The 26,289-nt window shown below is 72.5% G+C and carries 27 protein-coding genes; 13 read left to right on the forward strand and 14 right to left on the reverse strand.

Features of this window, described 5'->3' with window-relative positions; translation table 11 throughout:
* Window positions 1–37 precede the first annotated feature (37 nt).
* Both ACH4PU_RS22940 and ACH4PU_RS22945 read left to right on the forward strand, forming a co-directional pair.
* Window positions 38–955, forward strand: coding sequence for a phosphotransferase (locus ACH4PU_RS22940; protein ID WP_398275027.1), 918 nt, complete (start codon window positions 38–40; stop codon window positions 953–955).
* 26 nt (window positions 956–981) lie between these two features.
* Window positions 982–1,491 (forward strand): hypothetical protein, encoded by a 510-nt coding sequence (locus ACH4PU_RS22945; RefSeq protein ID WP_398275030.1) that lies wholly within the window; start codon window positions 982–984, stop codon window positions 1,489–1,491.
* A 106-nt stretch (window positions 1,492–1,597) separates the two neighbouring features.
* Here ACH4PU_RS22945 and ACH4PU_RS22950 read toward each other — a convergent pair whose 3' ends face one another.
* Window positions 1,598–2,980, reverse strand: a complete 1,383-nt coding sequence (locus ACH4PU_RS22950) for a glycine--tRNA ligase (protein ID WP_398275033.1) — start codon at window positions 2,978–2,980, stop codon at window positions 1,598–1,600.
* Between the two features lie 186 nt (window positions 2,981–3,166).
* Between ACH4PU_RS22950 and ACH4PU_RS22955 the strand changes: the two genes are divergently transcribed.
* The 4 genes from ACH4PU_RS22955 (at window position 3,167) to ACH4PU_RS22970 (ending at window position 6,546) form a co-directional block, all read left to right on the forward strand.
* Complete coding sequence (locus ACH4PU_RS22955; protein ID WP_398275036.1) at window positions 3,167–4,147, forward strand: metal ABC transporter substrate-binding protein; 981 nt, start codon at window positions 3,167–3,169, stop codon at window positions 4,145–4,147.
* A gap of 68 nt (window positions 4,148–4,215) precedes the next feature.
* Window positions 4,216–5,001 (forward strand): metal ABC transporter ATP-binding protein, encoded by a 786-nt coding sequence (locus ACH4PU_RS22960; RefSeq protein WP_398275039.1) that lies wholly within the window; start codon window positions 4,216–4,218, stop codon window positions 4,999–5,001.
* Window positions 5,001–5,912 (forward strand): metal ABC transporter permease, encoded by a 912-nt coding sequence (locus ACH4PU_RS22965; RefSeq protein WP_398275042.1) that lies wholly within the window; start codon window positions 5,001–5,003, stop codon window positions 5,910–5,912. Before ACH4PU_RS22960 ends, ACH4PU_RS22965 begins: the two co-directional genes overlap by 1 nt.
* A 217-nt stretch (window positions 5,913–6,129) precedes the next feature.
* The gene (locus ACH4PU_RS22970) at window positions 6,130–6,546 is read left to right on the forward strand and encodes a Fur family transcriptional regulator (protein WP_398275045.1); all 417 of its coding nucleotides are present in this window, start codon (window positions 6,130–6,132) and stop codon (window positions 6,544–6,546) included.
* 57 nt (window positions 6,547–6,603) lie between these two features.
* Here the strand turns inward: ACH4PU_RS22970 and ACH4PU_RS22975 are convergent, their stop codons facing one another.
* The 4 genes from ACH4PU_RS22975 to leuA all read right to left on the reverse strand — a co-directional run bounded on the left by ACH4PU_RS22975 (window position 6,604) and on the right by leuA (window position 11,155).
* Complete coding sequence (locus ACH4PU_RS22975) at window positions 6,604–7,431, reverse strand: isoprenyl transferase (RefSeq protein ID WP_398275048.1); 828 nt, start codon at window positions 7,429–7,431, stop codon at window positions 6,604–6,606.
* Between the two features lie 18 nt (window positions 7,432–7,449).
* Entirely contained in the window at window positions 7,450–8,196 is a 747-nt protein-coding gene (gene recO, locus ACH4PU_RS22980; RefSeq protein WP_398275051.1) for a DNA repair protein RecO, read from the reverse strand.
* A gap of 211 nt (window positions 8,197–8,407) precedes the next feature.
* Window positions 8,408–9,145: a TerB family tellurite resistance protein gene (locus tag ACH4PU_RS22985; protein ID WP_398275054.1), complete on the reverse strand. Its 738-nt coding sequence runs from the start codon at window positions 9,143–9,145 to the stop codon at window positions 8,408–8,410.
* A 219-nt stretch (window positions 9,146–9,364) separates the two neighbouring features.
* Window positions 9,365–11,155, reverse strand: a complete 1,791-nt coding sequence (gene leuA / locus ACH4PU_RS22990) for a 2-isopropylmalate synthase (protein WP_398275057.1) — start codon at window positions 11,153–11,155, stop codon at window positions 9,365–9,367.
* A 384-nt stretch (window positions 11,156–11,539) separates the two neighbouring features.
* Here leuA and ACH4PU_RS22995 point away from each other — a divergent pair, with 384 nt between their 5' ends.
* From ACH4PU_RS22995 to ACH4PU_RS23010, 4 genes are all read left to right on the forward strand, one after another.
* A complete protein-coding gene (locus tag ACH4PU_RS22995) occupies window positions 11,540–12,604 on the forward strand; it encodes a M4 family metallopeptidase (RefSeq protein ID WP_398275060.1) in 1,065 nt (354 codons plus the stop codon).
* Between the two features lie 29 nt (window positions 12,605–12,633).
* Window positions 12,634–12,900, forward strand: a complete 267-nt coding sequence (locus tag ACH4PU_RS23000; RefSeq protein ID WP_398275063.1) for a protealysin inhibitor emfourin — start codon at window positions 12,634–12,636, stop codon at window positions 12,898–12,900.
* Window positions 12,901–12,974: 74 nt separating this feature from the next.
* Entirely contained in the window at window positions 12,975–13,295 is a 321-nt protein-coding gene (locus ACH4PU_RS23005; RefSeq protein WP_398275066.1) for a hypothetical protein, read from the forward strand.
* Complete coding sequence (locus ACH4PU_RS23010; protein WP_398275069.1) at window positions 13,292–13,525, forward strand: hypothetical protein; 234 nt, start codon at window positions 13,292–13,294, stop codon at window positions 13,523–13,525. The genes ACH4PU_RS23005 and ACH4PU_RS23010 overlap by 4 nt, the downstream gene beginning before the upstream one ends.
* Window positions 13,526–13,553: 28 nt before the next feature.
* Here ACH4PU_RS23010 and era read toward each other — a convergent pair whose 3' ends face one another.
* From era to ACH4PU_RS23025, 3 genes are all read right to left on the reverse strand, one after another.
* A complete protein-coding gene (gene era / locus ACH4PU_RS23015; protein WP_398275072.1) occupies window positions 13,554–14,495 on the reverse strand; it encodes a GTPase Era in 942 nt (313 codons plus the stop codon).
* A gap of 99 nt (window positions 14,496–14,594) precedes the next feature.
* The gene (locus ACH4PU_RS23020) at window positions 14,595–14,948 is read right to left on the reverse strand and encodes a cytidine deaminase (RefSeq protein ID WP_398275075.1); all 354 of its coding nucleotides are present in this window, start codon (window positions 14,946–14,948) and stop codon (window positions 14,595–14,597) included.
* A gap of 53 nt (window positions 14,949–15,001) precedes the next feature.
* A complete protein-coding gene (locus ACH4PU_RS23025; protein WP_398275078.1) occupies window positions 15,002–15,892 on the reverse strand; it encodes a helix-turn-helix transcriptional regulator in 891 nt (296 codons plus the stop codon).
* A 118-nt stretch (window positions 15,893–16,010) separates the two neighbouring features.
* Between ACH4PU_RS23025 and ACH4PU_RS23030 the strand changes: the two genes are divergently transcribed.
* Window positions 16,011–17,489 carry an MFS transporter gene (locus ACH4PU_RS23030; RefSeq protein WP_398275081.1) on the forward strand — a complete coding sequence of 493 codons (1,479 nt, stop codon included), beginning with the start codon at window positions 16,011–16,013 and terminating at the stop codon, window positions 17,487–17,489.
* 153 nt (window positions 17,490–17,642) lie between these two features.
* Here the strand turns inward: ACH4PU_RS23030 and ACH4PU_RS23035 are convergent, their stop codons facing one another.
* Window positions 17,643–18,518 (reverse strand): helix-turn-helix transcriptional regulator, encoded by an 876-nt coding sequence (locus ACH4PU_RS23035; RefSeq protein ID WP_398275084.1) that lies wholly within the window; start codon window positions 18,516–18,518, stop codon window positions 17,643–17,645.
* Window positions 18,519–18,613: 95 nt separating this feature from the next.
* Between ACH4PU_RS23035 and ACH4PU_RS23040 the strand changes: the two genes are divergently transcribed.
* Window positions 18,614–20,023 (forward strand): MFS transporter, encoded by a 1,410-nt coding sequence (locus ACH4PU_RS23040; RefSeq protein WP_398275087.1) that lies wholly within the window; start codon window positions 18,614–18,616, stop codon window positions 20,021–20,023.
* Window positions 20,024–20,147: 124 nt separating this feature from the next.
* Here ACH4PU_RS23040 and ACH4PU_RS23045 read toward each other — a convergent pair whose 3' ends face one another.
* From ACH4PU_RS23045 to ACH4PU_RS23065, 5 genes are all read right to left on the reverse strand, one after another.
* Window positions 20,148–20,558 carry an SRPBCC family protein gene (locus ACH4PU_RS23045; RefSeq protein ID WP_185945348.1) on the reverse strand — a complete coding sequence of 137 codons (411 nt, stop codon included), beginning with the start codon at window positions 20,556–20,558 and terminating at the stop codon, window positions 20,148–20,150.
* A gap of 89 nt (window positions 20,559–20,647) precedes the next feature.
* A complete protein-coding gene (locus tag ACH4PU_RS23050) occupies window positions 20,648–21,943 on the reverse strand; it encodes a hemolysin family protein (protein ID WP_398275091.1) in 1,296 nt (431 codons plus the stop codon).
* A complete protein-coding gene (ybeY, locus tag ACH4PU_RS23055) occupies window positions 21,940–22,437 on the reverse strand; it encodes an rRNA maturation RNase YbeY (RefSeq protein ID WP_398275094.1) in 498 nt (165 codons plus the stop codon). The genes ACH4PU_RS23050 and ybeY overlap by 4 nt, the downstream gene beginning before the upstream one ends.
* A 13-nt stretch (window positions 22,438–22,450) precedes the next feature.
* Window positions 22,451–23,446, reverse strand: a complete 996-nt coding sequence (locus tag ACH4PU_RS23060; RefSeq protein WP_398275097.1) for a PhoH family protein — start codon at window positions 23,444–23,446, stop codon at window positions 22,451–22,453.
* 135 nt (window positions 23,447–23,581) lie between these two features.
* The gene (locus tag ACH4PU_RS23065) at window positions 23,582–24,769 is read right to left on the reverse strand and encodes a carbohydrate kinase family protein (protein WP_398275100.1); all 1,188 of its coding nucleotides are present in this window, start codon (window positions 24,767–24,769) and stop codon (window positions 23,582–23,584) included.
* 67 nt (window positions 24,770–24,836) lie between these two features.
* On the opposite strand from ACH4PU_RS23065, the gene ACH4PU_RS23070 reads away from it, so the two are divergent.
* On the forward strand, window positions 24,837–26,159 hold the full coding sequence (locus ACH4PU_RS23070; protein ID WP_398275103.1) for a 6-phospho-beta-glucosidase: 1,323 nt from the start codon (window positions 24,837–24,839) through the stop codon (window positions 26,157–26,159).
* Window positions 26,160–26,289 lie beyond the last annotated feature (130 nt).

Raw genomic sequence — 26,289 nt, forward strand, 5'->3', positions numbered from 1 at the left:
GTGACGGGGCCCGTCACCCCGCCTAGGATCGACTGCCATGCTCTCCCGCCCCTCCTTCATCGACGACCACACCGTCACCGACGCGGTCACCGCCCACTGGCCACTGCCCGGCGTGACCGAAGTCGCCTACCTGCCCTGGGGGTTCGGCGCCTACCACTGGCGCGTGACGGCCGCCGACGGTACGGCACTGTTCGTCACGCTCGACCGGCTGGAGCCGCGCCACACCGCCGCATCGCTGGAGGCCGCCTACGCGGGGGCCGCCGCGCTGGCGGCGGACGGGCTGGACGTGGTGTGCGCGCCGCTGCGCACCCGCGGCGGGCGGCTCACCGTGGGCGTGGGCGGCGGTGCGCTGAGCGTGACGCCGTGGCTGGACGGCCGGTCGCCCGGCGAGGAGGAGGCGGCCCGCCCGGAGCACGTCGGCAAGGTCGTCGAGGCGCTCGCCGCGCTGCACGGCGCCGTGCCGCCGGAAGGGCTGCGTCCCTGGGCCCCGCGGGTGGGGCCCGGGTTCGCCGAGGACGTGCGGGCCCGTACGGCCCGGCCCTGGACGTCGGGGCCGCTGGCGGAGGAGGCCAGGACGGCGATCGCCGCGCGCGGGGCCGCCATCGCGCGCTGGACGGACCGCTACCACGAGCTGGCGGACCTCGCCCGCTCCCGCCGGGACGCCTGGGTGCCGACCCACGGCGAGCCGCACAACGACAACCAGCTCGTCGGCGCGTTCGGCCTCCGCCTGGTCGACTGGGAGTCGCTGGCCCTCGCCCCGCGCGAGCGGGACTACGCGGACCTGCCGGCCGCCTGCCGGGAAAGCGCCGACCCGGCCATGCTCGAACTCTTCGCCCTCGACTGGCGCCTCTCCGAGATCGACGAGTACGTCCGCTGGTTCACCGCCCCGCACACCGGCACCGAGGACGACCACACCGCCCTCGCCGACCTCCACGAGGAACTCGCGGCGGACTAGCCGCGGATCCGCCGTACGGTGTCCCGATGGGCCTCCTCGACAGACTCAACGGCACCCGGCGCCCCGCCCCGGGGGCCACCCCGCGTCCCGCCGCCGACGTCCGCGCCGCGCTGCTGGCCGTCGCCACCGCCGACACCCCGTACGTCGTCCGCGGCGGCGCCCCGGAAGGCGTCGACCTGGTGGCGGAGTGGCGCGTCCGGGAGCCTGTCATCGGATCCGGGAGCGGCCACATCGACCGTCGCCTTCAGATCCGGATGAAACTGGCCCCGGCCGACCACGAGGTCCGCGCTCTCGACTTGCTCTGGGAGATCACGCGGTCCGGTCGCCGGGGGCGCCTGGCGACGGAAACCACGCACTCGTGGGGCAACGTGAACACGGTCTCCCGGCAGTGGACCGTCGGGAAGGGTCCCACGGGACGCCTGGAGACGACCGAGACGTTCCGCTTCGACACCTCGGCGCTCAAGGACCCCCTCCGCGACGCCGTGGTCACCGCGGGCTGGACATGGCGCGGAACGCTCCGCCGCAAGCTCCGGTAGGAACCGGTACGGCCCGGAGGCCCGGACGGCCCGGAGGCCCCGGCCCCGCGCCGAGGAGCGCGGGGCCGGGGCCTCCGGTGCGAGACGAGCTACAGGACCAACGACGTCAGCAGCCGAGCAGGCGGGCGCCCAGGTAGCTCTCGATCTGGTCGAGGGAGACGCGCTCCTGCTTCATCGTGTCGCGCTCGCGCACGGTCACCGCGTTGTCGTCGAGGGTGTCGAAGTCGACGGTGACGCAGAACGGCGTGCCGATCTCGTCCTGGCGGCGGTAGCGGCGGCCGATGGCGCCGGCGTCGTCGAACTCGATGTTCCAGTGCTTGCGCAGGTCCGCCGCGAGGCCCTTGGCCTTCGGGGAGAGCTGCGGGTTGCGGGACAGCGGCAGGACGGCGACCTTGACCGGGGCCAGGCGCGGGTCGAGGCGCATGACGACGCGCTTCTCCATGACGCCCTTGGCGTTGGGCGCCTCGTCCTCGACGTACGCGTCGAGCATGAAGGCGAGCATGGCGCGGTTCAGACCGGCCGCCGGCTCGATGACGTACGGGAAGTAGCGCTCGCCGGCCTCCTGGTCGAAGTACGACAGGTCCTGGCCGGAGGCGGCGGAGTGGGCCTTGAGGTCATAGTCGGTGCGGTTGGCGAGGCCCTCCAGCTCCGAGAACTCGGTGCCGCCGAAGTTGAAGCGGTACTCGATGTCAACGGTGCGCTTGGAGTAGTGCGAGAGCTTCTCGGCGGCGTGCTCGTACCACCGCATGTTCTCCTCGCGCATGCCGAGGCCGGTGTACCAGCTCCAGCGCTGCTCCATCCAGTACTCGTGCCACTGCTCGTCCTCGCCCGGCTTGACGAAGAACTCCATCTCCATCTGCTCGAACTCGCGGGTGCGGAAGATGAAGTTGCCCGGCGTGATCTCGTTGCGGAACGACTTGCCGGTCTGGGCGATGCCGAACGGCGGCTTGCGGCGCGAGGTCTGCTGCACCTGGGCGAAGTTGGTGAAGATGCCCTGGGCGGTCTCGGGGCGCAGGTAGCTCACCGAGCCGCTGTCCTGCGTCGGGCCGAGGTGGGTGGAGAGCAGGCCGGAGAACTGCTTGGGCTCGGTGAAGCCGCCCTTGTTGCCGCAGTGCGGGCAGTTGAGGTCGGCGAGGCCGTTCTCGGGGAGGCGGCCGTGCTTGGCCTCGTACGCCTCCTCCAGGTGGTCGGCGCGGAAGCGCTTGTGGCAGGAGGTGCACTCGGTCAGCGGGTCGGTGAAGGTGGCGACGTGACCGGACGCCTCCCACACCTCGCGGGCCAGGATCACCGACGAGTCGAGACCGACCACGTCGTCGCGCGAGGTGACCATGGAACGCCACCACTGGCGCTTGATGTTCTCCTTGAGCTCCACACCGAGCGGTCCGTAGTCCCAGGCGGCACGCTGACCGCCGTAGATCTCACTGCACGGATAGACGAAGCCACGGCGCTTGCTCAGGCTGACGATGGTGTCGATCTTCTCGGCGGCCACGGTGCTCTCTTCATTGCGACGATGAACAGCGAATGCTTCAGGTTACCGGCGTGGCACCCCCTCTCATCAAATCGGTTCCGCCCCGACCGCTCGTCAACCGGCCACCGGCTCGCCGGACCCCCTTCCGGGCCGTCCCGCGACCGCCGTTGTTGACAATCGTTTCCATTTTCGTTGAAAATGAGTGTCATGAACGACAACCCTCGCCGTCCCGCCTCCCGGTCCCCCCGAATAACCGGGATCGCCGTCGCCCTGGCGGCGGCGCTCGGTCTCGGCACGCTCTCCGCCTGTGCCACCGACGAGCAGACGGGGGCGAAGGACGGCAAGCTGGACGTCGTGGCGTCGTTCTACCCGATGGAGTTCCTCGTCCGGCAGATCGGCGGGGACCACGTCCACGTCACCGGCCTCACCAAGCCCGGACAGGAACCGCACGACCTGGAGCTCAAGCCCCGGCAGGTCGCCTCCCTGGAGAAGGCGGACGCCGTCGTCTACCTCAAGGGGCTCCAGCCCGCCGTGGACGAGGCGGTCAAGCAGTCCGGCGCGAAGAACGTCGCCGACGCGGCCTCCCTCACCACCATGGAGACCCACGGCGACGAGGTCGACGGCCATAACCACGGTGATCACGCCGACCACGGGGGCCACGAGGGCACCGCCGACCCCCACATCTGGCTCGACCCCGTGAAGTACGCCGAGGTCGCCCAGGGCGTGAACAAGACCCTCGCCAAGGCCGCCCCGGACCACCGGGAGATCTTCCAGAAGAACACCGACATCCTGGTGTCCCGCCTCAAGGACCTGAACACGAAGTTCGCGGACGGCCTGCGGAACCGCGCCTCCGACACCTTCATCACCACCCACGCCGCCTTCGGCTACCTCGCCGAGCGCTACGGGCTCACCGAGGAGGCCGTCAGCGGCGTCGACCCGGAGGCCGAGCCCAGCGCGGCACGGATCAAGGACCTGCACAAGCTGGCGAAGGACCACCACGTCAACACGGTCTTCTTCGAGACCATCGCCAGCCCGGCCACCGCGAAGACCATCGCGGGCGACCTCAACCTGCGGACCGACGTCCTCGACCCGCTCGAGGGCATCACGGACCACTCCAAGGGACACGATTACTTCGAGGTCATGGAGTCCAACCTGACGGCCCTGCGGAAAGCGCTCGGTGCGAAGTGAGCACGCGCACGGAGACCGGCACACAGAGCACGTCGGCGCCCGGCGCGCGCGCACCTGAGGAGGCGGACATGGAACAGACCGAACGGACCGAGCAGCCCGTCATATCCCTGCGCGGGGCGACCGCGTCGCTCGGCGCGCGGCCCGTCCTGCGCGGGGTCGACCTGGAGGTCCGGCGCGGCGAGGTCGTCGCGCTGCTCGGCGCCAACGGTTCCGGGAAGTCCACGGCGGTCCGGGCGATCGTCGGCCAGGTCCCGCTGACCGGCGGCGAGCTGGAGCTGTTCGGCACGCCGAAGCGCCGCTTCCGCGACTGGGCGCGGATCGGGTACGTACCGCAGCGCACCACCGCCGCGGCCGGCGTCCCGGCGACCGTGCGCGAGGTGGTCTCGGCCGGACGGCTGGCCCGGACGAAGCTGGGGTTCAGCCGCCGCGCCGACCGCGACGCCGTGGTGAAGGCGCTGGAGCTGGTCGGCATGGCGGACCGGCTCAAGGACTCGGTGAACGCCCTCTCCGGCGGCCAGCACCAGCGGGTGCTGATCGCCCGCGCGCTCGCCGTCGAACCCGAACTGCTGATCATGGACGAGCCGATGGCCGGCGTGGACCTCGCCAGCCAGGAGGTGCTGGCCAACGCCCTCCGCGAGGAGGTCGCCCGGGGCACCACCGTCCTCCTCGTCCTGCACGAACTCGGCCCGCTGGAGCCCCTCATCGACCGGGCGATCGTCCTCCGCGACGGCTGCGTCGTCCACGACGGGCCGCCGCCCGAGGCCGTGGGCCAGCACGCGCTCCCCGGCCACGACCACGTACACCCGCACGCCGGCCCGGCGGCGGAACCGACTCGGACAGGTTTGCTGAGCTGATGGAGATCCTCGACGCCGCGTTCATGCAGCGCGCACTGCTCGCCGCGCTCCTCGTGGGCATCACCGCCCCCGCGATCGGCATCTACCTCGTCCAGCGCCACCAGGCGCTGATGGGCGACGGCATCGGCCACGTCGCCCTCACCGGTGTGGGCCTGGGCTTCCTGCTCCACACCAGCCCGGTGTGGGTGGCCGCGACGGTGTGCGTCGTCGGCGCCGTCGTGATGGAGCTGATCCGCTCCTACGGCAAGGCCCGCGGCGACATCGCCCTCGCCATGCTGTTCTACGGCGGCATGGCCGGCGGCGTGATGCTGATCAACCTCTCGGACAACGGCTCCAACGCCAACCTGGTCACCTACCTCTTCGGTTCGCTGACCACGGTCTCGCAGCAGGACATCGTCGCGATCTGCATCCTGGCCGCCTTTGTGATCCTCGCCACACTGGGCCTGCGACGGCAGCTTTTCGCCATCTGCCAGGACGAGGAGTTCGCCCGCGTCACCGGCCTCCCGGTGCGCCTGCTCAACCTGCTGGTCGCCGTCACGGCCGCACTGACGGTCACGGTCGCCATGCGGGTGGTCGGGCTGCTGCTGGTCAGCGCCCTGATGGTGATCCCGGTGGCCGCGTCCCAGCAGATCGCCCGCAGCTTCGCCAGCACGCTGGCGCTGTCCGTGGGCATCGGGGTGCTGGTCACCCTCTCCGGCACCACGACCTCGTACTACGTGGACGTCCCGCCCGGCGCCACCATCGTGCTGATGGCGATCGGCGTCTTCATCGCCCTCACGGCGATCGCCGCGCCACTGGCCGGATCCCGCGCCCGGAAGAAGGCGCTCGACGAGGAGCGGTGCACGCTGACGGACCCCGGGGCTCCGGGCCCCCCGGGCGCTCCGGGCTCCACGGACGACGTACGCGTCTGAGGCCCCCGGCCGCCCGCGTGCGACGGCGGTCACATCGGCGATCACAACTGCTGCGGCGACAGCGGGGTGCAGGTTAGGCTAACCAAACCTGTACTCCGCAGGTCGTCCGGAACGCATGGATCATGGCAAACGACCGGTACGCGCGGCCTGGCACAATTGGCCCGCACGCCGCCGAAATCCGTGCGTGGGTGTGTCAGCCGAGCTTGAGGAGGCAACTGTGGCGACCGCCGGTCCCCCGGTACGCGGCCGAGCCACCAAGCAGCGCGCCGCCGTCGCGGCGGCGCTCGACGAGGTGGACGAGTTCCGCAGCGCTCAGGAACTCCACGACATGCTCAGGCACCGCGGCGCGTCCGTAGGGCTGACCACCGTCTACCGCACCCTCCAGTCCCTCGCCGACGCCGGCGAGGTGGACGTCCTGCGCACCAGCGAGGGCGAGGCGGTCTACCGCCGCTGCTCCAGCGGACACCACCACCACCTGGTCTGCCGGCTGTGCGGCAAGGCGGTCGAGGTCGAGGGACCGGCCGTGGAGACGTGGGCGGACACCATCGCCCGCGAGCACGGCTTCGTGGATGTGGCCCACACGGTCGAGGTCTTCGGCACCTGCGGGGACTGCGCCCGCACCGCCGGCGCCTGACGTACGGCAAACGCCCGGCCGGTAAGGCCGGGCGTTTGCCTTGCCCCGCTGCCCCGCTCAGGCCGGCGCGCCGTCCTCCTCCACCGCGTTGGGGATCGCCCCGCCGAACCGCCGGTCCCGCTGCGCGTACTCCAGGCAGGCGCGCCACAGGTCGCGGCGGTCGAAGTCCGGCCAGAGCACGTCCTGGAACACCATCTCCGCGTAGGCGCTCTGCCAGAGCAGGTAGTTGGACGTGCGCTGCTCGCCGGACGGGCGCAGGAACAGGTCCACGTCCGGCATGTCCGGGTAGTAGAGGTACTTCGCGAAGGTCTTCTCGGTGACCTTCGACGGATCGAGCCGACCGGCCCGGACGTCCTCGGCCAGCGCCTGGGCGGCGTCCGCGATCTCGGCACGCCCGCCGTAGTTCATGCAGAAGTACAGCGTGAGCAGGTCGTTGTCCTTGGTCTGCTCCTGGGCGATCTGGAGCTCCTTGGCCACCGAACGCCACAGCTTGGGCATCCGGCCCACCCAGCGCACCCGGATGCCGAGCGCGTCGAGCTGGTCCCGGGTCTTGCGGATGAAGTCCCGGTTGAAGTTCATCAGGAAGCGCACCTCGTCCGGGGAGCGCCGCCAGTTCTCGGTGGAGAACGCGTACAGGGAGATGCTCCCGACGCCCATCTCGATCGCGCCCTGGAGGACGTCCAGCACCCGCTCGGCGCCGACCTTGTGCCCCTCGGTGCGCGGCAGCCCGCGCTCCTTGGCCCAGCGGCCGTTGCCGTCCATGACGATCGCGACGTGCTCGGGAACGAGCTCACCGGGGATCTTCGGCGGCCGCGCGCCCGAGGGGTGCGGCTCGGGGGTGCGGTACTCGCGACGGGAACGGCCCAGAAGCCCGCGTCGTGCCATGGCTGCCACTACTCCTATTTACTTCTCCACGTAGCGGAGCGAACGAAGCCCCCGCTCGAGGTGCCAGTGCAGATATGCGGCGACGAGGCCGCTGCCCTCCCGGACGTGACGCGCCTCGCACGCGTCCGCCGTGGCCCAGTCCCCGGACAGCAGGGCGGCGAGGAGCCCGATCGCCTCCGAGGAGGGTACGACGCTTCCCGGCACCCGGCAGTCACCGCAGACCACGCCGCCGGCCGCCGTCGAGAAGAACCGGTTGGGGCCCGGCATCCCGCAGCGCGCGCACGCGTCGAAGCTCGGCGCGTACCCGTTGACGGCGAGCGAGCGCAGCAGGAACGCGTCGAGGATCAGATGCGGCGCGTGCTCGCCGGCCGCGAGCGTCCGCAGCCCCCCGACGAGCAGCAGGTACTGCTGGACGGCCGGCTCGCCCTCGTGGTCCGTGAACCGCTCGGCCGTCTCCAGCATGGCCGTCCCGGCGGTGTACCGCGCGTAGTCCGCGACGATCGGCCCGCCGTACGGCGCGATCGTCTCGCTCTGCGTGCACAGCGGCAGGCTCCGCCCCACCAGCTCGCCGCCGCGGGCGAAGAACTGCACGTCCACGTGCGAGAACGGTTCGAGGCGGGCCCCGAACTTGGACTTCGTCCGGCGCACGCCGCGGGCCACGGCGCGGACGCGGCCGTGGGCGCGGGTGAGGAGGGTGATGATGCGGTCGGCTTCGCCGAGTTTCTGGGTTCTGAGGACGATGCCGTCGTCACGGAACAGGGTCATCGCCCGCCGCCGAGCCTTTGCGTGCGGAGCACGGTGACTGCGTCGCGGGAGAGGGTCATGGGGCCATTGTCCCGCACGCGCGGGACGCTTGCGGCAGGGGCTGCGCCCCCGCGTGCGGCGAAGCCGCGAAAGGGGGTCTGGGACGCAGCCCCAGGAAGCGGTGAATGGGGGTGCCCCCTCTGGGGGAGGGACCGGGGCAAACCCCCGCCGTCTACGACGGCGTCCGCGCCGCCGCCGCCAGCAACCGGTCCGTATCCTCCGGACAGATCATCAACGCCCGCCCCACCGTCGCCAGAACCTCCCGCTCGGCCGGCCGATAAGGCCCGTCCGCGAGCGCGATCCGGGCCCCTTGCAGCAGGATCGACTCCCGCCCGGCGGGAGCGAGGTGCGGAGCCAGCGGCTCCAGCGCCTCGTGCAGTTCGATGGCGAGCGCAGTGCCGCACGGGTCGAAGCCGTCCCGCCCGGACACGGCCGGCCCGGCGGGGAATCTGCCGGGGCCGGGCAGCCGGCCCGTGTCGGCGGCCAGCGCCTCGATCAGCGTGACGAGCTGTTCCTCGCTGCAGTCGGCGAAGCCGGCCGCCCGCACCGCGCCCACCGCCGCCCGGCGGACGGTACGGGCCTCCGTGCCACCCGCCGCGAGGACCGCGAGCGCGACCGTGTGCACGGCGTCCCGCAGCATCGCGGAGAAGCGGGTGGTCGTGGGGTGGTCGAGGACGTCCATCGGGTACCGCTCGCGGCACGCCGTGCACTCGACGACCGGCCCCACCGGCCCGCGCGGCAGCAGCGGCAGCCCCAGGACGACGAGGCGGCGGCGGCCGGTGCGCCGGTGGTAGTTGCGGTCGCCGCCGCAGCCGGGGCAGAAGAACTCGCCGTCGCCGATGGTGCGCCATACGGTGCGCACGCCCAGCACACACCGGTCGGGGCTCGGTCGGCCTTGCGCGTGCTTCACGGCGCACACCTCCTAACGCCACGGCCTCGTCGCCGCGTTGACGTGATGTTAGCCACATCGTCGACGTGCCGTCAGCACCCCGTGCGCAGACTCGGGCCGGTTTGGGGCGCCCTCGGTATCGAACGCGCCCCCGAGCGCACCGGATGCGGTGGTTTCGGAGGCGCGACGTTGACGATCAGGGCGCCACGCCCCTGAGCCGGGCGCCAACTCCCGCCTCCGTCAGGGCCGGTACGCGCGGTTCACCGCGGACACGACCGCCTTGATGGAGGCGCGGGTGGTGTTGGGGTCGATGCCGATGCCCCACAGCACCTTGCCGTCGATCACGCACTCGATGTACGAGGCGGCCTGGGCGCTGGCGCCCTCGCTCATGGTGTGCTCGGTGTAGTCGAGCAGGCGGGCGTCGATGCCGGTGGCGGCGAGCGCGTCGAAGAAGGCGGAGATCGGGCCGTTGCCCGTACCGGTCAGGACCGTCTCCTCGCCGTCCACGACGGCCTCGACGGTGAGGACGTCGGCGCCCTCCCCGGCCGTGGTGGTCTGGGCGGCGCGCAGTTCGACGCGCCCCCAGGGGTTCTCGTCGGTGGGCAGGTACTCGTCGCGGAAGACGGACCAGATCTCCTGCGGGGTGACCTCGCCGCCGCCCGCGTCGGTCCGCGCCTGGATGATCTTCGAGAACTCGATCTGCATCCGGCGCGGCAGGTCCAGCTTGTGGTCGTTCTTCAGGACGTAGGCGATTCCGCCCTTGCCGGACTGCGAGTTGACGCGGATGACGGCCTCGTACGACCGCCCGACGTCCTTCGGGTCGATGGGCAGGTACGGGACCGCCCACTCGATCTCGTCCACGCTCCGGCCCTCGGCGGCGGCGGTGGCCTCCATCGCCTCGAAGCCCTTCTTGATGGCGTCCTGGTGGGAGCCGGAGAAGGCGGTGTAGACCAGGTCGCCCGCGTAGGGGTGGCGCGGGTGGACCTCCATCTGGTTGCAGTACTCGGCGGTGCGGCGGATGTCGTCGATCCGGGAGAAGTCGATCTCGGGGTCGACGCCCTGGGAGAACAGGTTCATGCCCAGCGTGACCAGGTCGACGTTGCCCGTCCGCTCGCCCTGGCCGAACAGGCAGCCCTCGACGCGGTCGGCGCCGGCCATCACGGCGAGCTCGGCGGCGGCGACGGCGGTGCCGCGGTCGTTGTGCGGGTGGGCGGAGAGGCAGACGAACTCGCGGCGGGACAGGTGGCGGCCCATCCACTCGAAGCGGTCGGCGTGGGTGGAGGGGGTCGAACGCTCGACCGTGGCGGGCAGGTTGAGGATGATCTCCCGGCCCTCCTCCGGCTGCCAGACGTCCATGACGCCCTCGCAGACCTCCAGGGCGAAGTCCAGCTCGGTGTCGGTGAAGATCTCCGGGCTGTACTGGTAGCCGAACACGGTGTCGTCGCCGAGGATCTTGTCGGCGTACTCCATGACCAGCCGCGTCCCGTCCACCGCGATCTGCTTCACCTGCTCGCGGGAGCCGCGGAACACGACGCGGCGGAAGACGGGCGCGGTGGCGTTGTAGAGGTGCACGGTGGCCCGGTGGGCGCCGCGCAGTGACTCCACGGTCCGTTCGATCAGTTCCTCGCGGGCCTGGGTGAGGACGGAGATCGTCACGTCCTCGGGGATCGCGCCCTCCTCGATGATCGAGCGGACGAACGCGAAGTCGGTGGCGCCGGAGGAGGGGAAGCCGACCTCGATCTCCTTGTAGCCCATGCGGACCAGGAGGTCGAACATCTCCCGCTTGCGGGCCGGCGACATGGGGTCGATCAGGGCCTGGTTGCCGTCGCGCAGGTCGGTGGAGAGCCAGCGCGGGGCCTCGGTGATGCGGCGGTCCGGCCAGGTGCGGTCCGGCAGGTCCACGGCCTCGTACCGGCCGTACTTGTGCACCGGCATCCCGGACGGGCGCTGGGTGAGGGTGGTGGCGGTGAGGGGGGTGGGACGGCCCACGGAATCGGGGGCGGCATCGGGGATCCGGATCGTCTGGGACATCTGCGCAGGTCTCCTCGGGTGCTCCACGTGGGTCCCGGGCTCCGTCACGGCGGAGCCGGGGGGCCGACGGGGCGGGCGATGCTCCCAGGGGTGCCCGAGGGGTTCCCGGGCCGGGCACCGCACCACCGGTCTCCGCGGGGAGGGGGTCGGCCGACGACTACGGACCCTCACCGCGGCAGCTAAGGAGAAGCAGCCCATAACGCATGATGCACGGCACGGTAGTCGAGAACGGCAGGATGCGACGGGCCGTATCAGCATGCGGGACGCGCGGTCACCTAGCAGCTGCGACCGGCCCTGGCCTGCCCGCAGGACGCGAAGCACTCTTTTTCATTAATCCTGACCTCAGGGAGTGACAACGTGGTGACGCGGTGCCACATTCGGGCCATGAATGGCGACCCCACCGGGACGGCATGCCGCCCCTTCTGCACGATCATTCCTCCCCACGTGCTCGACCGGCTCGCCGAGTCCGAGGACCCGCTGCACCACGAGCCCGCCCGCCGCACCCTCGAACACGACGGCGCCCTGCGCACCCGCCGCCGGATCGTGTCCGCCCGCGGTTCCGCCGCCCCCACCGGCACCCCGTCCGACACCCCGGAACGCACCCTCTGCGACGCCCACCACCTGACGAACCTGCCCGGCACCCGGGTGCGCGGCGAGGGCGACCCGCCCGGCAAGGACGCCACCGTCAACCGCGCCTACGCGGGCCTCGGCGCCACCTTCGACTTCTACCTCAAGGCCTTCGGACGCCACTCCATCGACGACGCCGGACTCCCGCTGACCGCCTCCGTCCACTACGGCGTCAAGTACGGCAACGCCTTCTGGGACGGCGACCAGATGGTCTTCGGCGACGGCGACGGCGCGGTCTTCCTGGACTTCACCATCCCGCTCGACGTCATCGGCCACGAGCTCACCCACGGCGTCACCCAGTACACCGCCAACCTGGAGTACTACGGCCAGTCCGGCGCGCTCAACGAGTCGGTCTCGGACGTCTTCGGCGTGATGATCAAGCAGTACGCCCTGGGGCAGACCGCCGCCGACGCGGACTGGCTGATCGGCGAGGGACTCCTCGGCCCGGGCCTCGGCGGCGCGCTGCGCTCCATGAAGGCGCCCGGCACGGCCTACGACAACCCGACGATGGGCAAGGACCCCCAGCCCGGCAGCATGGACGACTACGTCCGCACCCCGCGCGACAACGGCGGCGTCCACATCAACTCCGGCATTCCCAACCGGGCCTTCTACCTGCTGGCCACGGCCCTCGGCGGCCACGCGTGGGAGCGCGCCGGCAAGATCTGGTACGCCACGCTGACCGGTGGCGAGCTCAGTCCCACCGTGGACTTCGCCGGCTTCGCCCGGCAGACCGTGGCGTCCGCCAAGCAGCTGTACGGGGAGGGCGAGGTGACACAGGCCGTCCTCAAGGCGTGGTCCCAGGTGGGCGTCCCCACCTCGTAAGGCGGCCCCCGGCGGGCCACAATGACGCCATGCGGATCGTCATCACACGGACCGGCGGCTTCGCCGGGATCGAGCGCCGGGCCGAACTGGACACCACAGGCCGGCCCGACGCCACCCACCTGGAAGCCCTCGCCCACCGCGCCCTGTCCCCCGGCCGCGACGCCCCCGGCCGCGGCGTCCCCGACGGCTTCCACTACGAGATCACGGTCGACAACCGCAAGGTCCACCTGGCGGACCCCCACCTCACGGAGGACCAGCGGGAACTGATCCGGACGGTGCTGCGGGAGGGGGCCTGAAGCGGCCTCACCGGGCGCGGTTCACGGGCCGTCAACCTGTTCGGGCGCGATGGCTCGAAACAGGGGGAACAGTCGTGACATGGCCCGATCTCGGCGTGAAGGACGGCAGACCGAGGAGCGTCGCCGCCGAATTCCACACCGCCGGCTCCGAGGGGAAGGGCACCGCGAAGCTGGACGACCCCGTGGCCGCGGCGAAGGCCCACGGCGGCTGGACGGCGTCCGCGGCGAGCGACGACTGCGTCGCCGTGTGGAGCAAGCACCTCCACGAACTCGGCAAGTCGGCCCGCGCCGCGGCGGGCTCCATCACCAAGGCCATGGACGAGTACGCCGGCACGGACCGCTCCTCGACGCGGCCGTCGGCTGCGCGGACCGGAAGTCCCAGGGGTCGGCAGTGATCGACTGCACCACCGGCAAGAGGTCCGGCGCCCCGAACTGCGCGACTCTGGCGCTGCACGCCACCCCCGCCGACCGGGACCGCACGCTGCGGGAGGCCATCGCGTACAAGGGCGTCCCGGCGACCCTGGTGGCCGCCGGGAACTGGACCGTCAACCTCTGCGGCGACGGGCTGGGCGAGCGCGTCGCGCGGGCGCTGCACGGCCGGGTCGTGCGCTACGACCGGGGCTGACGCACAGCCCCCGCCCCGGCCCGGCGTTCTAGAAGCCCAGCTTCCGCAGCTGCTTCGGGTCCCGCTGCCAGTCCTTGGCGACCTTGACGTGCAGGTCGAGGTAGACGGGCGTGCCCAGCAGGGCCTCGATGTGCTTGCGGGACTTCATGCCGACCTGCTTCAGGCGGGCGCCCTTGGGGCCGATGATGATGCCCTTCTGGCTGGGGCGCTCGATGTAGACGTTGGCGTGGATGTCGAGCAGCGGCTTGTCGGCCGGCCGGTCCTCGCGGGGGATCATCTCCTCGACGACGACGGCGATGGAGTGCGGCAGCTCGTCGCGGACGCCCTCCAGGGCGGCCTCGCGGATCAGTTCGGCGACCATGATCTGCTCGGGCTCGTCGGTGAGGTCGCCCTCGGGGTAGAGCGGCGGGCTCTCGGGGAGCATCGGGGCCAGCAGGTCGGCGAGGAGCGAGACCTGCTGGTCGCCCACCGCCGAGACCGGGACGATCTCCGCCCACTCGATGCCCAGCTCCTGGCCGAGCTGCTGGACGGCGATCAGCTGCTCGGCGAGGGCCTTGGAGTCGACCAGGTCCGTCTTGGTGACGATGGCCACCTTGGGCGTCTTCTTGATCCCGGCCAGCTCGCCGGCGATGAAGCGGTCGCCGGGACCGAGCTTCTGGTCGGCCGGCAGGCAGAAGCCGATCACGTCGACCTCGGCCCAGGTGGTCCGGACGACGTCGTTCAGCCGCTCGCCGAGCAGGGTGCGCGGCTTGTGCAGGCCCGGGGTGTCGACCAGCACCAGCTGGGCGTCGGGCCGGTGCACGATGCCGCGCACGGTGTGGCGGGTGGTCTGCGGCCGGTTGGAGGTGATCGCGACCTTCGTCCCCACCAGAGCGTTGGTCAGGGTCGACTTGCCCGCGTTGGGGCGGCCGACGAAGCACGCGAAACCCGCGCGGTGGGGCGCCTGGGAGGGGGATGAAGCTCTGTCCATGGGGTTCATTCTCCCCGATCGCCCGGCCTTCGCCGACCAGCGGGCACGGGGAGCCCGTCAGCGGGCCCCGGGAGCCTGCCGGCAGGCGGGAGCGGTTCCTCAGCCCGCCGGCACGACCGCCGACGGGACGCCGTCCGGCCCCGCGAGCAGCACCGGGGTGTCCGGGCCGCCCAGGTCGCGGACGACCGCGCGGTCGGCGTCGGGGACGGCCGCCGCCTCGGAGACGACCGCCGCCGCCTCCAGGGAGCGGGCGCCGGCGGCCACGGCCATGGCGACGGCGGTGGCCAGCGCGCTGAGCCGCAGCGAGTCGAGGGCGACGGTGCCGGCCACGTACGTACGGCCGGTCTCGTCCCGTACCGCCGCGCCCTCCGGCACGGCGTTGCGGGCGCGGGTGGCCCGGGCGAGGGTGATGAGCTTGCGGTCCTCGGGGTCGAGCTCGGTGATCTCCGTCATGGCCCGAGGATAGTGAAGCGGTCGGGCGCGCCCGCCACCGGTCGGGCCACCCGTCAGCTCGCCGCCGAGACGGAGTGCAGGCCGCCCCGCCGCGCCTCCGGCGAGTTCAGCCAGGCCACCCGCTCGGCGGTGTTCGTGCCCGGCACCGGGTTGTGCATCACGATGGTGAGGTCCGGCCGGGCCGGCACCTGGAGCGCGGTGTTCTCGAAGGACAGCGTGCCGACGACCGGGTGCTCGTACTCCTTGACGAGCTGCCCGGCGGGCTGCACGTCGTTGCGCGCCCACAGTTCCGCGAACTCCGGGCTCTCCGCGGACAGTTCCTCGATGATCAGCGCGAACCCCTCGTCGTCCGGGCGCTGCGCGCAGGCGGCGCGGTACTGGGCGACGACGTGCCCGGCGTTCCGCTCCCAGTTCGCCGCGCGTGAGCGGTAGACGGGGTCCGTGAAGAAGGAGATCAGGCAGTTCTGCCGGATTTCCGGGCGGAAGCCCATGACGACGGCGGCCGACTCGTTGTAGGCGACCGTGTTCCAGTAGGGGTCCATGATGTGCGCGGGGTTGGGCAGCCAGCCTTCGATCAGCCGCATCAGGCCGTCGCACAGGTGATCCGGGTCGTCGACGACGGAGTCGGGCAGCGGCGGGTTCAGCCCGGCGAGGACGTACAGGTGGCGGCGCTCGCTCCCGGTCAGCCGGAGGACCCGGGCCACCGCGTCGAGCACCTGCGGGGAGACGGTGATGTCCCGCCCCTGCTCCAGCCACTGGTACCAGGAGGCGCCCACGCCCGCGAGGACGGCGACCTCCTCGCGGCGCAGCCCCGGCGTGCGGCGGCGTCCACCGCCGTCCGGCAGGCCGGCCTCCGCCGGGCTCACCCGGGCCCGCCGGCTCATCAGGAAGTCGCGCAGCTCCGGGCGGCGGTTCGCCCCGGCGGCGTGCGTGCGTGTCGTCACGGTCCCCCCTCGTCCGCGTGTCGTACGCGTCTCGTCGCATCCTCGTGTGTCTGGTGGTGCGGCCACCACCATAAGTACCGACTCCCCGGCCTTATTCCGGGAGCCCGAGGGTGGACGCATGCCGCTCGACACGTCCCCTTCCCCGGCCCTCGCCGCCACCCCCGCCGCACCTTCCGCCCCGCTGCCGACGGACGGCCGGATGACCACCCGTGCGAAGCTCGTCCTGCTGGTGCTGTGCGCCGCGCAGTTCATGGTCGCGCTCGACTTCTCCATCCTGAACGTGGCGCTGCCCGTCCTCGGCGACGACCTCGGCATGAGCCGGGCGAACCTCCAGTGGGCCGTCACCGCGTTCGCCCTGCCCTCCGGCGGCTTCCTGCTCCTCTTCGGCCGGATCGCCGACCTCTACGGCCGGCGCCGCCTCTTCCTCGCCGGACTGGCCCTGTTCACCGCGGCCTCCGTCCTCGCCACCCTCGCCTGGGACCCCGCCTCCTTCCTCGCCGGACGGGCCCTCCAGGGCCTCGGCGCGGCGGTCATCGTCCCGACGGGCATGTCCCTGCTGACCACCACCTTCCGCGAGGGCCCGCAGCGCGAACGCGCCCTCGGCATCAGCAGCACCCTCATGTCCCTGGGCTTCACCATCGGCATGGTGCTCGGCGGCGTCATGACGGACGGTTTCGGCTGGCGCTCCACCATGGGCCTGCTCGGCGTCGCCGGCCTCGCCGTGCTGCTGCTCGCCCCCGGCCTGCTCACCGAGTCCCGGCCTGCCGCACGCCCCCGGCTCGACCTGCCCGGCGCGGCGACCGTCACCGGCGGACTGCTGGCCCTGATCTACGCCCTGTCCACCGCCGCCGAAAGCGGATTCGGCCGCACGGACGTCATCGTCGCCCTCGTCGCCGGAGTCGTCCTGCTCGCCGCGTTCGCCGTCGTCGAGTCCCGGACCGCCGAACCGCTGGTGAACCTGTCCATGCTGCGCCGCCCGACGGTCGCGTTCGGCAACCTCGCCGGCCTGACGACGTTCGCGACGATGACCGCGGCCATCTTCCTCCTCACCCTCTACCTCCAGGACGTCCTGCACCTCTCGGCGTTCCGCACCGGCCTGATCTTCGGCGTCGAGGGCGTGGTCGCGGTGCTCTCCGGCACCGTGGCGTCCAAGGTGATCGCCCGCTTCGGCACCCGCACCACCCTCTTCGCCGGGCTGCTGAGCCAGGCGGCCTGCACCGCGCTGCTCCTCGGCATCGGCCGCTCGTCGGGCGCCTGGCTGACGCTCGTGGGCATCTCCCTCGCCGTCATCGGCCACCTGTGGGTGATCGTCGCCTACGGCGTCACCGCCACCTCCGGCCTCCCGGACGGCGAACAGGGCCTGGCCACCGGCCTGGTGACCAGCTCCCAGCAGATCGGCATCACCATCGGCATCCCCCTGCTCAGCGCCCTCGCCTCGGCATACACCGCCGCCCTGCGGACGGATGGCGAGGACGCCGTCGGGGCCACGCTGGGCGGGATCAGGCTGGGGCTCGGGGCCGACGCGGCGGTCGTGGCGGCGGTGGCGGTCCTGGTGGCGGTGGGGCTGCGGACGCGGGGCGCGCAGGGTAAGCCCTGACGGGGGGCTGTTCAGCCCGTTGGGGGTGCCCCCTCTGGGGGAGTTTGAGGACCTCGCGGCGAAGCCGCGATGCGGGGTCCGGGGCTTGCCCCCAGGAAACTGGGGGCACCTCCCAGCGGTAGCTGAGGGAGAAGGGGCGGGGCTGGGGCAACCTCACCCCGCGAGCAGCCGCTCCACCTTCTCCGCCGTCCCCGTCCCGGGAACCGGGTTGTGCACCGCGATCGTCAGATCCGGCCGCGACGGAATCCGCAACGGACTGCTCTCGAAGCACAACCGCCCAACCCCCGGGTGATCGATCTCGTACACCAACTGCCCCTCCGGACGCACATCCCCCGCCTCCCACAACCGCGCGAACTCCCCGCTCAGCGCGCACAGCCCGGCGACCGTCCCGGCCACCTCCGCCGCCGCCTCCGACCCCGGCCGCTCGCTCCGGGAGGCACGGAACTGGGCGACGAGGCGGCGGGCGTTCTCCTCCCGCCGGGCGGCCTCCGCCGGGCCGGCCGCGGCCGTCCGGTAGCCCGGGTCGGTGAAGAAGTCGGCCAGCCAGTTGCGGCGCTCGCCCGGGCGGAAGCCCCAGACGAGCGCCGCCGCCGCGTTGTGGGCCACGGTGTTCCAGCAGGGGTCCAGGATGTGCGCGGGCCAGGGCAGCCACCCGTCGATCAGCCGCCGCAGCCCCGGGCAGAGGTCGTCCGGCCGCTGCCCGGACTCCGGCAGTGGCGGGTTCAGCCCGGCCAGGACGTAGAGGTGGCGCCGCTCGGCGGACGACAGCCGCAGCACTCGGGCGACCCCGTCGAGGACCTGCGGCGAGACGGTGATGTCCCGCCCCTGCTCCAGCCACTGGTACCAGGTGGTGCCCACCCCGGCGAGGACGGCGACCTCCTCGCGCCGCAGCCCCGGCGTCCGGCGGACGCCCCCGGCCGGCAGGCCCGCCTCCGCCGGGGTCACCCGGGCCCGACGGGTCATCAGGAATCGGCGCAGTTCGTCACGGCGGTGCGGCCGTCCGCCGTCCGCGCGCGGTGCGGTGGTCACGGGTCCCCCCTCGTTCTGCCACCCCGGCTGGTAGTCCGACTGCCACCATAAACACGCTCTCCCCGGCGGTATTCCGGACGCCCGAGGGTGGCGGCATGCCGTACGACACGTCCGACGCCCTCGGAACCTCCTCACCCTCCGTCCCCGCCCTCTCGGCCCGGGCCCGGCTGACGCTCCTGGTGCTGTGCACCGCGCAGTTCGTCGTCACGCTCGACTTCTCGATCCTCAACGTGGCGCTGCCCGTCCTCGGCGACGACCTCGGCATGAGCCGGGCGAACCTCCAGTGGGCCGTCACCGCGTTCGCCCTGCCCTCCGGCGGTCTCCTGCTGCTGTCCGGCCGGCTCGCCGACCGGTACGGGCGACGGCGGCTGTTCCTGCTGGGACTCGCCGTGTTCACCGTGGCGTCGGTGCTCGTCACCCTCGCCTGGGACCCCGCCTCGTTCCTGGCCGGCCGGGCCCTCCAGGGCGTCGGCGCGGCACTGATCGTCCCCACCGGCATGGCCCTGCTGACCACCACCTTTCCCGAAGGACCGCAGCGCGAACGGGCCTTGGGCATCAGCGGCACCCTGCTCTCGCTCGGCTACACCACCGGCATGGTGCTCGGCGGAGTGCTGACGGACGGCCTCGGGTGGCGGTCGACGATGGGGCTGCTCGCGGCGGCGGGGGCCGCGGTCCTGGTGGCGGCTCCGGGCGCGCTGCCGTCGCACGGCGCCGAGGCGGAGGCCGGCCGCCGTCGCCCGGTCGACCTGCCCGGCGCGCTGACCGTCACCGGCGGGCTGTTCGCCCTCGTCCACGCCCTGTCGACAGCGGCCGAGCACGGGTTCGGCGGCGCCGACGTGATCGCCTCGCTCGCCGTCGCCGCGGTCCTGCTGGGCGCCTTCGTGGCCGTCGAGTCGCGGGTCGCCGACCCGCTGGTCCCGCTGGCGATGCTGCGCCGGCCGACCGTCGCCTGGGGGAATCTCGGCGGGCTGGCGACGGTCTCGACGATGACCGCCCTGATCTTCCTGCTGACCCTCTGCTTCCAGGAGGAGCTGGGGCTCTCGCCCTTCCGCACCGGCCTGCTCTTCGGCGTACAGGGCCTGTTCGCCGCCCTCGCCGGGCTGACCGCCTCCCGCGTCATCGCCCGCCTCGGCGCCCACCGGACGCTGGTCGCCGGACTGCTGCTGCAGACCGTCTGCACCGCGCCGCTGCTCTGGCTGGGCACCGGCCCGACCGCCGCCTGGTGGGCCCTGGCGGCGGCCTCCGCCGGCGTCGTCGGCAACCTGTGGGCCGTCGTCGCCTACGGCGTCACCGCCACGGCCGGCCTGCCACCCGCCGCGCAGGGCCTGGCGACGGGCCTGGTGACCACGGCCCAGCAACTGGGGACGACGGTCGGGATCCCCTTGCTCAGCGCGGCGGCGTCGGCGTGGGGGCTGCGGACGGCGTTCGGGGTGGACGCGGTGGCAGTGGGTGCTGTGGCGGTGGTGGTGGCGGTGGGCCTGCGGATCAGCCCGTCCGGCGTTTGAGGACGAGCGGCGGAGCCGCGACAAGCGGGGCCTGGGGCGCAGCCCCAGAAAGCGGCGAAGTGGGGCCCCCTCTGGGGGAGGGACCGGGGCACCAGCCCGCCGCAGGCGCGCTCCGCGCCCACCCTCACCCCGGCCCCTCCCCCCGCAACCGCACCTCCTCCTCCAGCCGCTCCAGGCTCCTGTCCAGCGCCTCCTCCACCACCCCGTCGTCCGGCCGCTGCGAGCCCTGGTGGAAGGAGAGGTGCACGGTGACCTGGCTGGAGCCGCTGCCGTTGCCCTCGACCTGGAGCCAGCCGCTGTAGCGGCCGTCCTCGCGGGTCCCCCACTCCAGCCGCATCTGTTCCTTGCGCGCGCGGACGAGGGCGTCGGCGTCCTCGCCCGTCCGGTCCTCGTGGACGGTGACGGCGGGCGGGTCCTCGGGGTGGACGTGCAGGTCGCGGGGGAGCCAGCTGTCGAGCCGGTTGAGGTCGCAGACCTGGTCGAAGACCATCTCGGGCTGCGCGGGCAGGGTGCGGGTGCGTTCGAACTCGCTCATGGAGGGCGGGTAACCGGCCCCGCCCCCATCCATGCGGCGGGACGGCCCGGATTCCCCCGGACGGCCCGCGCGGCGGCGGGACGCCGCCGCTACTCCGCCCGCACCGGCTCCACCAGCACCGTCACGATCCGGTTCCGCCGCCCCGCCGGCGCCTCGGCGGTCAGCCGCAGCGCCGTCACCGACGGGTCGGCGCCGTGCTCGGGGAGCGGCACGTCGGCCGTCGCACCCGCGATCGGGACCCGCCCCAGCGCCTTGGCGAGCAGCCCGCCGACCGTCTCCACGTCCTCGTCGTCCAGCGCCTCGATCCCGTACAGCTCACCGAGGTCGCCGATGTCGAGCCGGGCCGTGACCCGGTGGCGGCCGTCGCCCAGCTCCTCCACGGGCGGCAGCTCCCGGTCGTACTCGTCGGTGATCTCGCCGACGATCTCCTCCAGGATGTCCTCGATGGTGACGATGCCGGCCGTGCCGCCGTACTCGTCGACGACGACCGCGCAGTGGTTGCGCTGCTGCTGCATCTCGCGCAGCAGGTCGCCGGCGTTCTTGGTGTCGGGGACGAAGACGGCGGGCCGCATGGCCGTGGAGACCGGCTCGGACTCGGCCTCGCGGTTGATGTGCGTCCGCCGCACCAGGTCCTTCAGATACACCACACCGACGACGTCGTCCTCGTTCTCGCCCGTCACCGGTATCCGGGAGAAGCCGGAGCGCAGCGCCAGGGTGAGCGCCTGCCGGATGGTCTTGCCGCGTTCTATGACGACGAGGTCGGTGCGCGGCACCATCACCTCGCGGACGAGGGTGTCGCCGAGCTCGAAGACGGAGTGGACCATGCGCCGCTCGTCGTCCTCGATCAGCGACTCCTTCTCGGCCAGGTCGACCATCGCCCGCAGCTCCGCCTCGGAGGCGAACGGACCCATGCGGAAGCCGCGGCCCGGGGTGAGGGCGTTGCCGATGAGGATCAGCAGCCGGGGCACCGGGCCCATGATCCGGGCCAGCGGCAGCAGGACGTACGCCGCGGCGGTCGCGGTGTTCAGCGGGTGCTGGCGGCCGATGGTGCGCGGCGAGACGCCGACGGCCACGTAGGAGACGAGGACCATCACCGCGACGGCGACGGTCAGCGCCTCCCAGGTGGCGTCGAACTCGCGGAGGCAGACGTACGTGGTGAGCACCCCGGCCGCCATCTCGCAGGCGACCCGCACCAGCAGCGCCACGTTGAGGTAGCGGGTGGGGTCGGAGGCGACGGCCATCAGTCTGCCGCTGCCGCGGCGGCCCGCCCGTACCGCCTCCTCGGCCCGGAACCGGGTGGTCCGGGCGAGGCCGGCCTCCGCGCAGGCGGCGAGCCAGGCGATGACGAGCAGGAGGACCGCCGCGGCGATCAACTGGCCGGTCACGTGATCGTGGGAGCCGGGGAGGGCCCTTCGATCCCGCGCTCGGCGCGCCAGCCGTCGATGATCGCCGCCTGGAGGCCGAACATCTCGGCCTTCTCGTCGGGTTCCTCGTGGTCGTAGCCGAGGAGGTGGAGCACCCCGTGCACGGTGAGGAGCTGGAGCTCCTCGTCCATCGAGTGCCGGGTGGGGGCCGCCTCGCCCTGCTGCTGGGCGACCTCCGGGCAGAGCACGATGTCACCGAGGAGCCCCTGCGGGGGCTCGTCGTCGTCCTTGGCCGGCGGACGGAGCTCGTCCATCGGGAAGGACATCACGTCGGTCGGCCCGGGCAGGTCCATCCACTGGATGTGGAGCTGCTCCATGGCCTCGGTGTCGACGACGATGACCGAGAGCTCGGAGAGCGGGTGGATGCGCATCCGGGCGAGGGCGTAGCGGGCGACGTCGAGGATCGCCTTCTCGTCGACCTCGGTGCCGGATTCGTTGTTGACGTCGATCGCCATGGTGCTCAGCTTTTTACTTTCCCTCGCCGCGGCTGTCGTACTTCTCGTACGCGTCCACGATACGGCCGACCAGCTTGTGCCGGACGACGTCATTGCTGGTGAGGCGCGAGAAGTGGACGTCCTCGACGCCCTCCAGGATCTGCTGCACCTGACGCAGGCCACTCTTGGCGCCGCCGGGCAGGTCGACCTGGGTGACGTCACCCGTGATCACGATCTTGGAGTCGAAGCCGAGCCGGGTGAGGAACATCTTCATCTGCTCGGGGCTGGTGTTCTGCGCCTCGTCGAGGATGATGAACGCGTCGTTCAGGGTGCGGCCCCGCATATATGCGAGCGGCGCGACCTCGATCGTCCCCGCCGCCATCAGCCGGGGGATGGAGTCGGGGTCGATCATGTCGTGCAGCGCGTCGTAGAGCGGGCGCAGGTACGGGTCGATCTTCTCGTAGAGGGTGCCGGGCAGGAAGCCCAGGCGTTCGCCGGCCTCGACGGCGGGGCGGGTGAGGATGATGCGGTTGACCTGCTTGGACTGGAGGGCCTGGACGGCCTTGGCCATGGCCAGGTAGGTCTTGCCGGTGCCCGCGGGGCCGATGCCGAAGACGACGGTGTGCTTGTCGATCGCGTCCACGTACCGCTTCTGGTTGAGCGTCTTGGGACGGATGGTGCGGCCGCGGTTGGAGAGGATGTTCTGGGTGAGCACCTCGGCGGGCGTCTCGGGCTGGGACTCGGCGTCCCGCAGCATGGCGATCGAGCGTTCCACCGCGTCCTCCGTCATCGGCGCACCGGTCCGGAGCACCAGCATCATCTCGTCGAACAAGCGCTGGACGAGGGCGACTTCCCGCCGGTCCCCCGTCGCGCTGACCTCATTGCCCCGTACGTGGATGTCCGTCGACGGGAACGCGTTCTCGATCACGCGCAGGAGGCTGTCGCCGGAGCCCAGAACGGTCACCATGGGGTGCTTGGCGGGGACCGTGAAGCGGGCTTGTGCCTGCGCTCGTGTGGGTGTCTGAGTCATGGGCCGGCACTCGGGCCTGCTCATCCCTCTTTCCGTGTGCGTGCGTCCGGCGGCGGGCGCTCTCGCGTCCGTCCGCCCCGTACGGTCCAGGGTACGCCGGTGGCCGGACGGGCCCGAGGGGTTTTCCGCGCTGTCTCAGGCGCCTCGGAAGCCCAGTGTGGGCTGCGCGCGGCGGAGCGGCCAGGGGCGGGCGGCGCCCGGCAGCAGGCCGTCGAGGAAGGCGTAGCGGCGCAGGGTGTCGCGGGACTGGTCGTCGTAGGCGCGGACGTGCTGCCACCAGGCGGCGACCTCCCGCCAGCCGGGGGCGGAGAGCGAGCCGCCGAACTCCTGGACGGAGAGGGCGGAGGTCAGGCAGGCGAAGGCGAGGCGGTCGGCGAGCGGCCAGTCGGCGAGGGTGCCGGCGACGAAGCCGGCGACGAACACGTCCCCGGCACCGGTGGGGTCGAGGGCCTCGACGACGATCGCGGGGACCTCGGCGGTCTCGCCGGTGCGCCCGTCGGCGGCGTAGGCACCCTTCTCGCCCATGGTGACGACGGCCAGCGGGACCCGGTCGGCGAGGGCGCGGGCGGCGGCCCGGGGGCAGTCCGTGCGGGTGTAGCGCATGGCCTCCTCGGCGTTGGGGAGGAACGCCTCGCAGTGCTCCAGGTCGGCGAGGTCGGACGGGTCCCAGCGGCCGGTGTCGTCCCAGCCGACGTCGGCGAAGACGCGGCTGCCGGAGCGGGCGGCGTTGGCGAGCCACTCCTCCCGGCGCCCGGGGACGAGCAGGGCGACGGCGGCCTTGGCCGGGACCGGGCGGACGGGGGCGGGCGGCTCGGGGGGCGGGGCCTCGTGGCCGTGCGAGACCATGGTCCGCTCGCCCTCGTAGGCCATGGAGACGGTCACCGGGGAGTGCCAGCCGGGGACCGTCCGGGAGGGGCCGAGGTCGATGCCCTCGCCGCGCGAGAGCGCCTCCCAGCAGTACTCGCCGTACATGTCGTCGCCGAAGGCGGCGGCGAGGGTGGTGCGCAGACCCAGCCGGGCCAGGGCGGTGGCCATGTTGGCGACGCCGCCGGGGCTGGAGCCCATCCCGCGCGCCCAGGACTCGGTGCCGCGCACGGGGGCGGAGTCGAGTCCGGTGAAGATGATGTCGAGGAACACGGTGCCGGTCAGGTAGACGTCGAACTCCGGTCCGCCCTCCGCCCGTACGCCCGCGAGGGGGTCGAGCACCGGGGCCCGCCCGCCGAGGGACGGCAGGGGGCCGCCCGTGGCCGGCGTCCGGTCCGGCCGGCGCCGGGCACCGCCCTCGGCAGGGTCCGCAGAGGCACGGTCCGCAGAGATCGTCATGCTTTCGCTGCTCCTCTCAGGGGGTGCGGTCCGGACAGTGTGCCCGATGCTGCGGTACGTTCCGGCCATGAGGCTGACGATTCTCGGCGGTGGCGGCTTCCGGGTGCCGTTGGTGCACCGGGCCCTTCTTGACGACGCGCGGCGCGACGCGCCCGGCCGCGTCACCGAACTGGTGCTCTTCGACACGGATTCGATGCGGGCACGGGTGATCAGATCCGTGCTCGCCGCGCAAACGGAGGGGGTGCCCGGCGCCCCCTCCGTCCGGGTGGCCGACGACCTCGACGACGCCCTGCGCGGCACGGACTTCGTCTTCTCCGCTATCCGCGTGGGTGGTACGGCGGGACGGGTGCGGGACGAGCGGATCGCCCTGGACGAAGGGGTGTTGGGGCAGGAGACGGTCGGCGCGGGCGGTGTGCTGTACGGGCTGCGCACGGTCCCGGTGGCCCTGGACATCGCGCAGCGGGTGGCCGAACTGGCCCCGGACGCGTGGGTCATCAACTTCACCAACCCGGCGGGCATGGTGACGGAGGCGATGTCCGCCGTCCTGGGTGACCGCGTCATCGGCATCTGCGACTCACCCGTGGGGCTGGTGCGCCGCGCGGCGCGGGCGGCGGGCGCCGATCCGGACCGGGTGGAGTACGACTACGTGGGGCTCAACCACCTCGGCTGGCTGCGCCGGTTGACGCTGGACGGCCGTGACCTGCTGCCGGGCCTGCTGGGCGACGGGGAGGCGCTGGCCTCGTTCGAGGAGGGCAAGCTGTTCGGCGCCGAGTGGCTCCGGGCGCTGGATGCGCTGCCCAACGAGTACCTCCAGTACTACTACTTCCGGCGGGAGACGCTGCGGGCGACGAGCGACGCGGAGCACACGCGCGGCGAGTATCTCGACCGCCAGCAGGGTGACTTCTTCTCCCGGGCGGCGGGCGCGCCGGAGCGGGCGTACGAGCTGTGGGAGCGCGCCCGGCTGGAGCGCGAGGAGACGTACGGCGCCGCGAGCCGGGCGGCGAGCGGAGGCTGGCAGCGGGACTCCTGCGACCTGGAGGGCGGCGGCTACGAGCGGGTGGCGCTGGCGCTGATGCGGGCCGTGGCCCGGGACGAGCGGGCGCGGCTGATCCTCAACGTCCGCAATATGGGCACCGTTCCGGAGATCGACCGTGAGGCGATCATCGAGACGGTGTGCGAGGTGGGCGCCAAGGGCGCGCGGCCGCTGCCGTGCGACCCGCTGCGGGCGGACCAGCTCGGGCTGATGCTCCAGCTCAAGGCGGTGGAGCGGGCGGTGATCGAGGCGGCGGTGAGCCGGGACCGGGACGCCGCGCTCCGGGCACTGGCGCTGCATCCGCTGGTGGACTCGCCGGCGGTGGCGGCGCGGATCCTGGAGCGGGCGGGGGCGTGAGGAGTCCGGTGCGGGCGGGGGTGTGAGGAGTCGGGTGCGGTGGGGCGCGAGGAGCCCGGTACGGCGGGAGCCGAAAAGCCCGGTACGGCCCTTTCGGTGATCTTTCGGCGGCCTACCGGCGAAGGGTGAT

Source organism: Streptomyces sp. NPDC021100, assembly GCF_044333095.1.
Classification (GTDB): Bacteria; Actinomycetota; Actinomycetes; order Streptomycetales; family Streptomycetaceae; genus Streptomyces.

Excerpts from the sequence above, each read along its gene's own strand:
- ACH4PU_RS22945 (WP_398275030.1), top strand. The coding sequence starts at position 982 with ATGGGCCTCCTCGACAGACTCAACGGCACCCGGCGCCCCGCCCCGGGG.
- ACH4PU_RS23040 (WP_398275087.1), top strand. The coding sequence starts at position 18,614 with ATGCCGTACGACACGTCCGACGCCCTCGGAACCTCCTCACCCTCCGTC.
- recO (WP_398275051.1), bottom strand. The coding sequence starts at position 8,196 with ATGACCCTGTTCCGTGACGACGGCATCGTCCTCAGAACCCAGAAACTC.
- ACH4PU_RS22975 (WP_398275048.1), bottom strand. The coding sequence starts at position 7,431 with ATGGCACGACGCGGGCTTCTGGGCCGTTCCCGTCGCGAGTACCGCACC.
- ACH4PU_RS22995 (WP_398275060.1), top strand. The coding sequence starts at position 11,540 with ATGAATGGCGACCCCACCGGGACGGCATGCCGCCCCTTCTGCACGATC.
- ACH4PU_RS23045 (WP_185945348.1), bottom strand. The coding sequence starts at position 20,558 with ATGAGCGAGTTCGAACGCACCCGCACCCTGCCCGCGCAGCCCGAGATG.
- ACH4PU_RS23030 (WP_398275081.1), top strand. The coding sequence starts at position 16,011 with ATGCCGCTCGACACGTCCCCTTCCCCGGCCCTCGCCGCCACCCCCGCC.
- ACH4PU_RS23000 (WP_398275063.1), top strand. The coding sequence starts at position 12,634 with ATGCGGATCGTCATCACACGGACCGGCGGCTTCGCCGGGATCGAGCGC.
- ACH4PU_RS23020 (WP_398275075.1), bottom strand. The coding sequence starts at position 14,948 with ATGACGGAGATCACCGAGCTCGACCCCGAGGACCGCAAGCTCATCACC.
- ACH4PU_RS22955 (WP_398275036.1), top strand. The coding sequence starts at position 3,167 with ATGAACGACAACCCTCGCCGTCCCGCCTCCCGGTCCCCCCGAATAACC.
- ACH4PU_RS22940 (WP_398275027.1), top strand. The coding sequence starts at position 38 with ATGCTCTCCCGCCCCTCCTTCATCGACGACCACACCGTCACCGACGCG.
- ACH4PU_RS23065 (WP_398275100.1), bottom strand. The coding sequence starts at position 24,769 with ATGACGATCTCTGCGGACCGTGCCTCTGCGGACCCTGCCGAGGGCGGT.
- ACH4PU_RS23070 (WP_398275103.1), top strand. The coding sequence starts at position 24,837 with ATGAGGCTGACGATTCTCGGCGGTGGCGGCTTCCGGGTGCCGTTGGTG.
- era (WP_398275072.1), bottom strand. The coding sequence starts at position 14,495 with ATGGACAGAGCTTCATCCCCCTCCCAGGCGCCCCACCGCGCGGGTTTC.
- ACH4PU_RS22965 (WP_398275042.1), top strand. The coding sequence starts at position 5,001 with ATGGAGATCCTCGACGCCGCGTTCATGCAGCGCGCACTGCTCGCCGCG.
- ybeY (WP_398275094.1), bottom strand. The coding sequence starts at position 22,437 with ATGGCGATCGACGTCAACAACGAATCCGGCACCGAGGTCGACGAGAAG.
- ACH4PU_RS23060 (WP_398275097.1), bottom strand. The coding sequence starts at position 23,446 with ATGACTCAGACACCCACACGAGCGCAGGCACAAGCCCGCTTCACGGTC.
- leuA (WP_398275057.1), bottom strand. The coding sequence starts at position 11,155 with ATGTCCCAGACGATCCGGATCCCCGATGCCGCCCCCGATTCCGTGGGC.
- ACH4PU_RS22960 (WP_398275039.1), top strand. The coding sequence starts at position 4,216 with ATGGAACAGACCGAACGGACCGAGCAGCCCGTCATATCCCTGCGCGGG.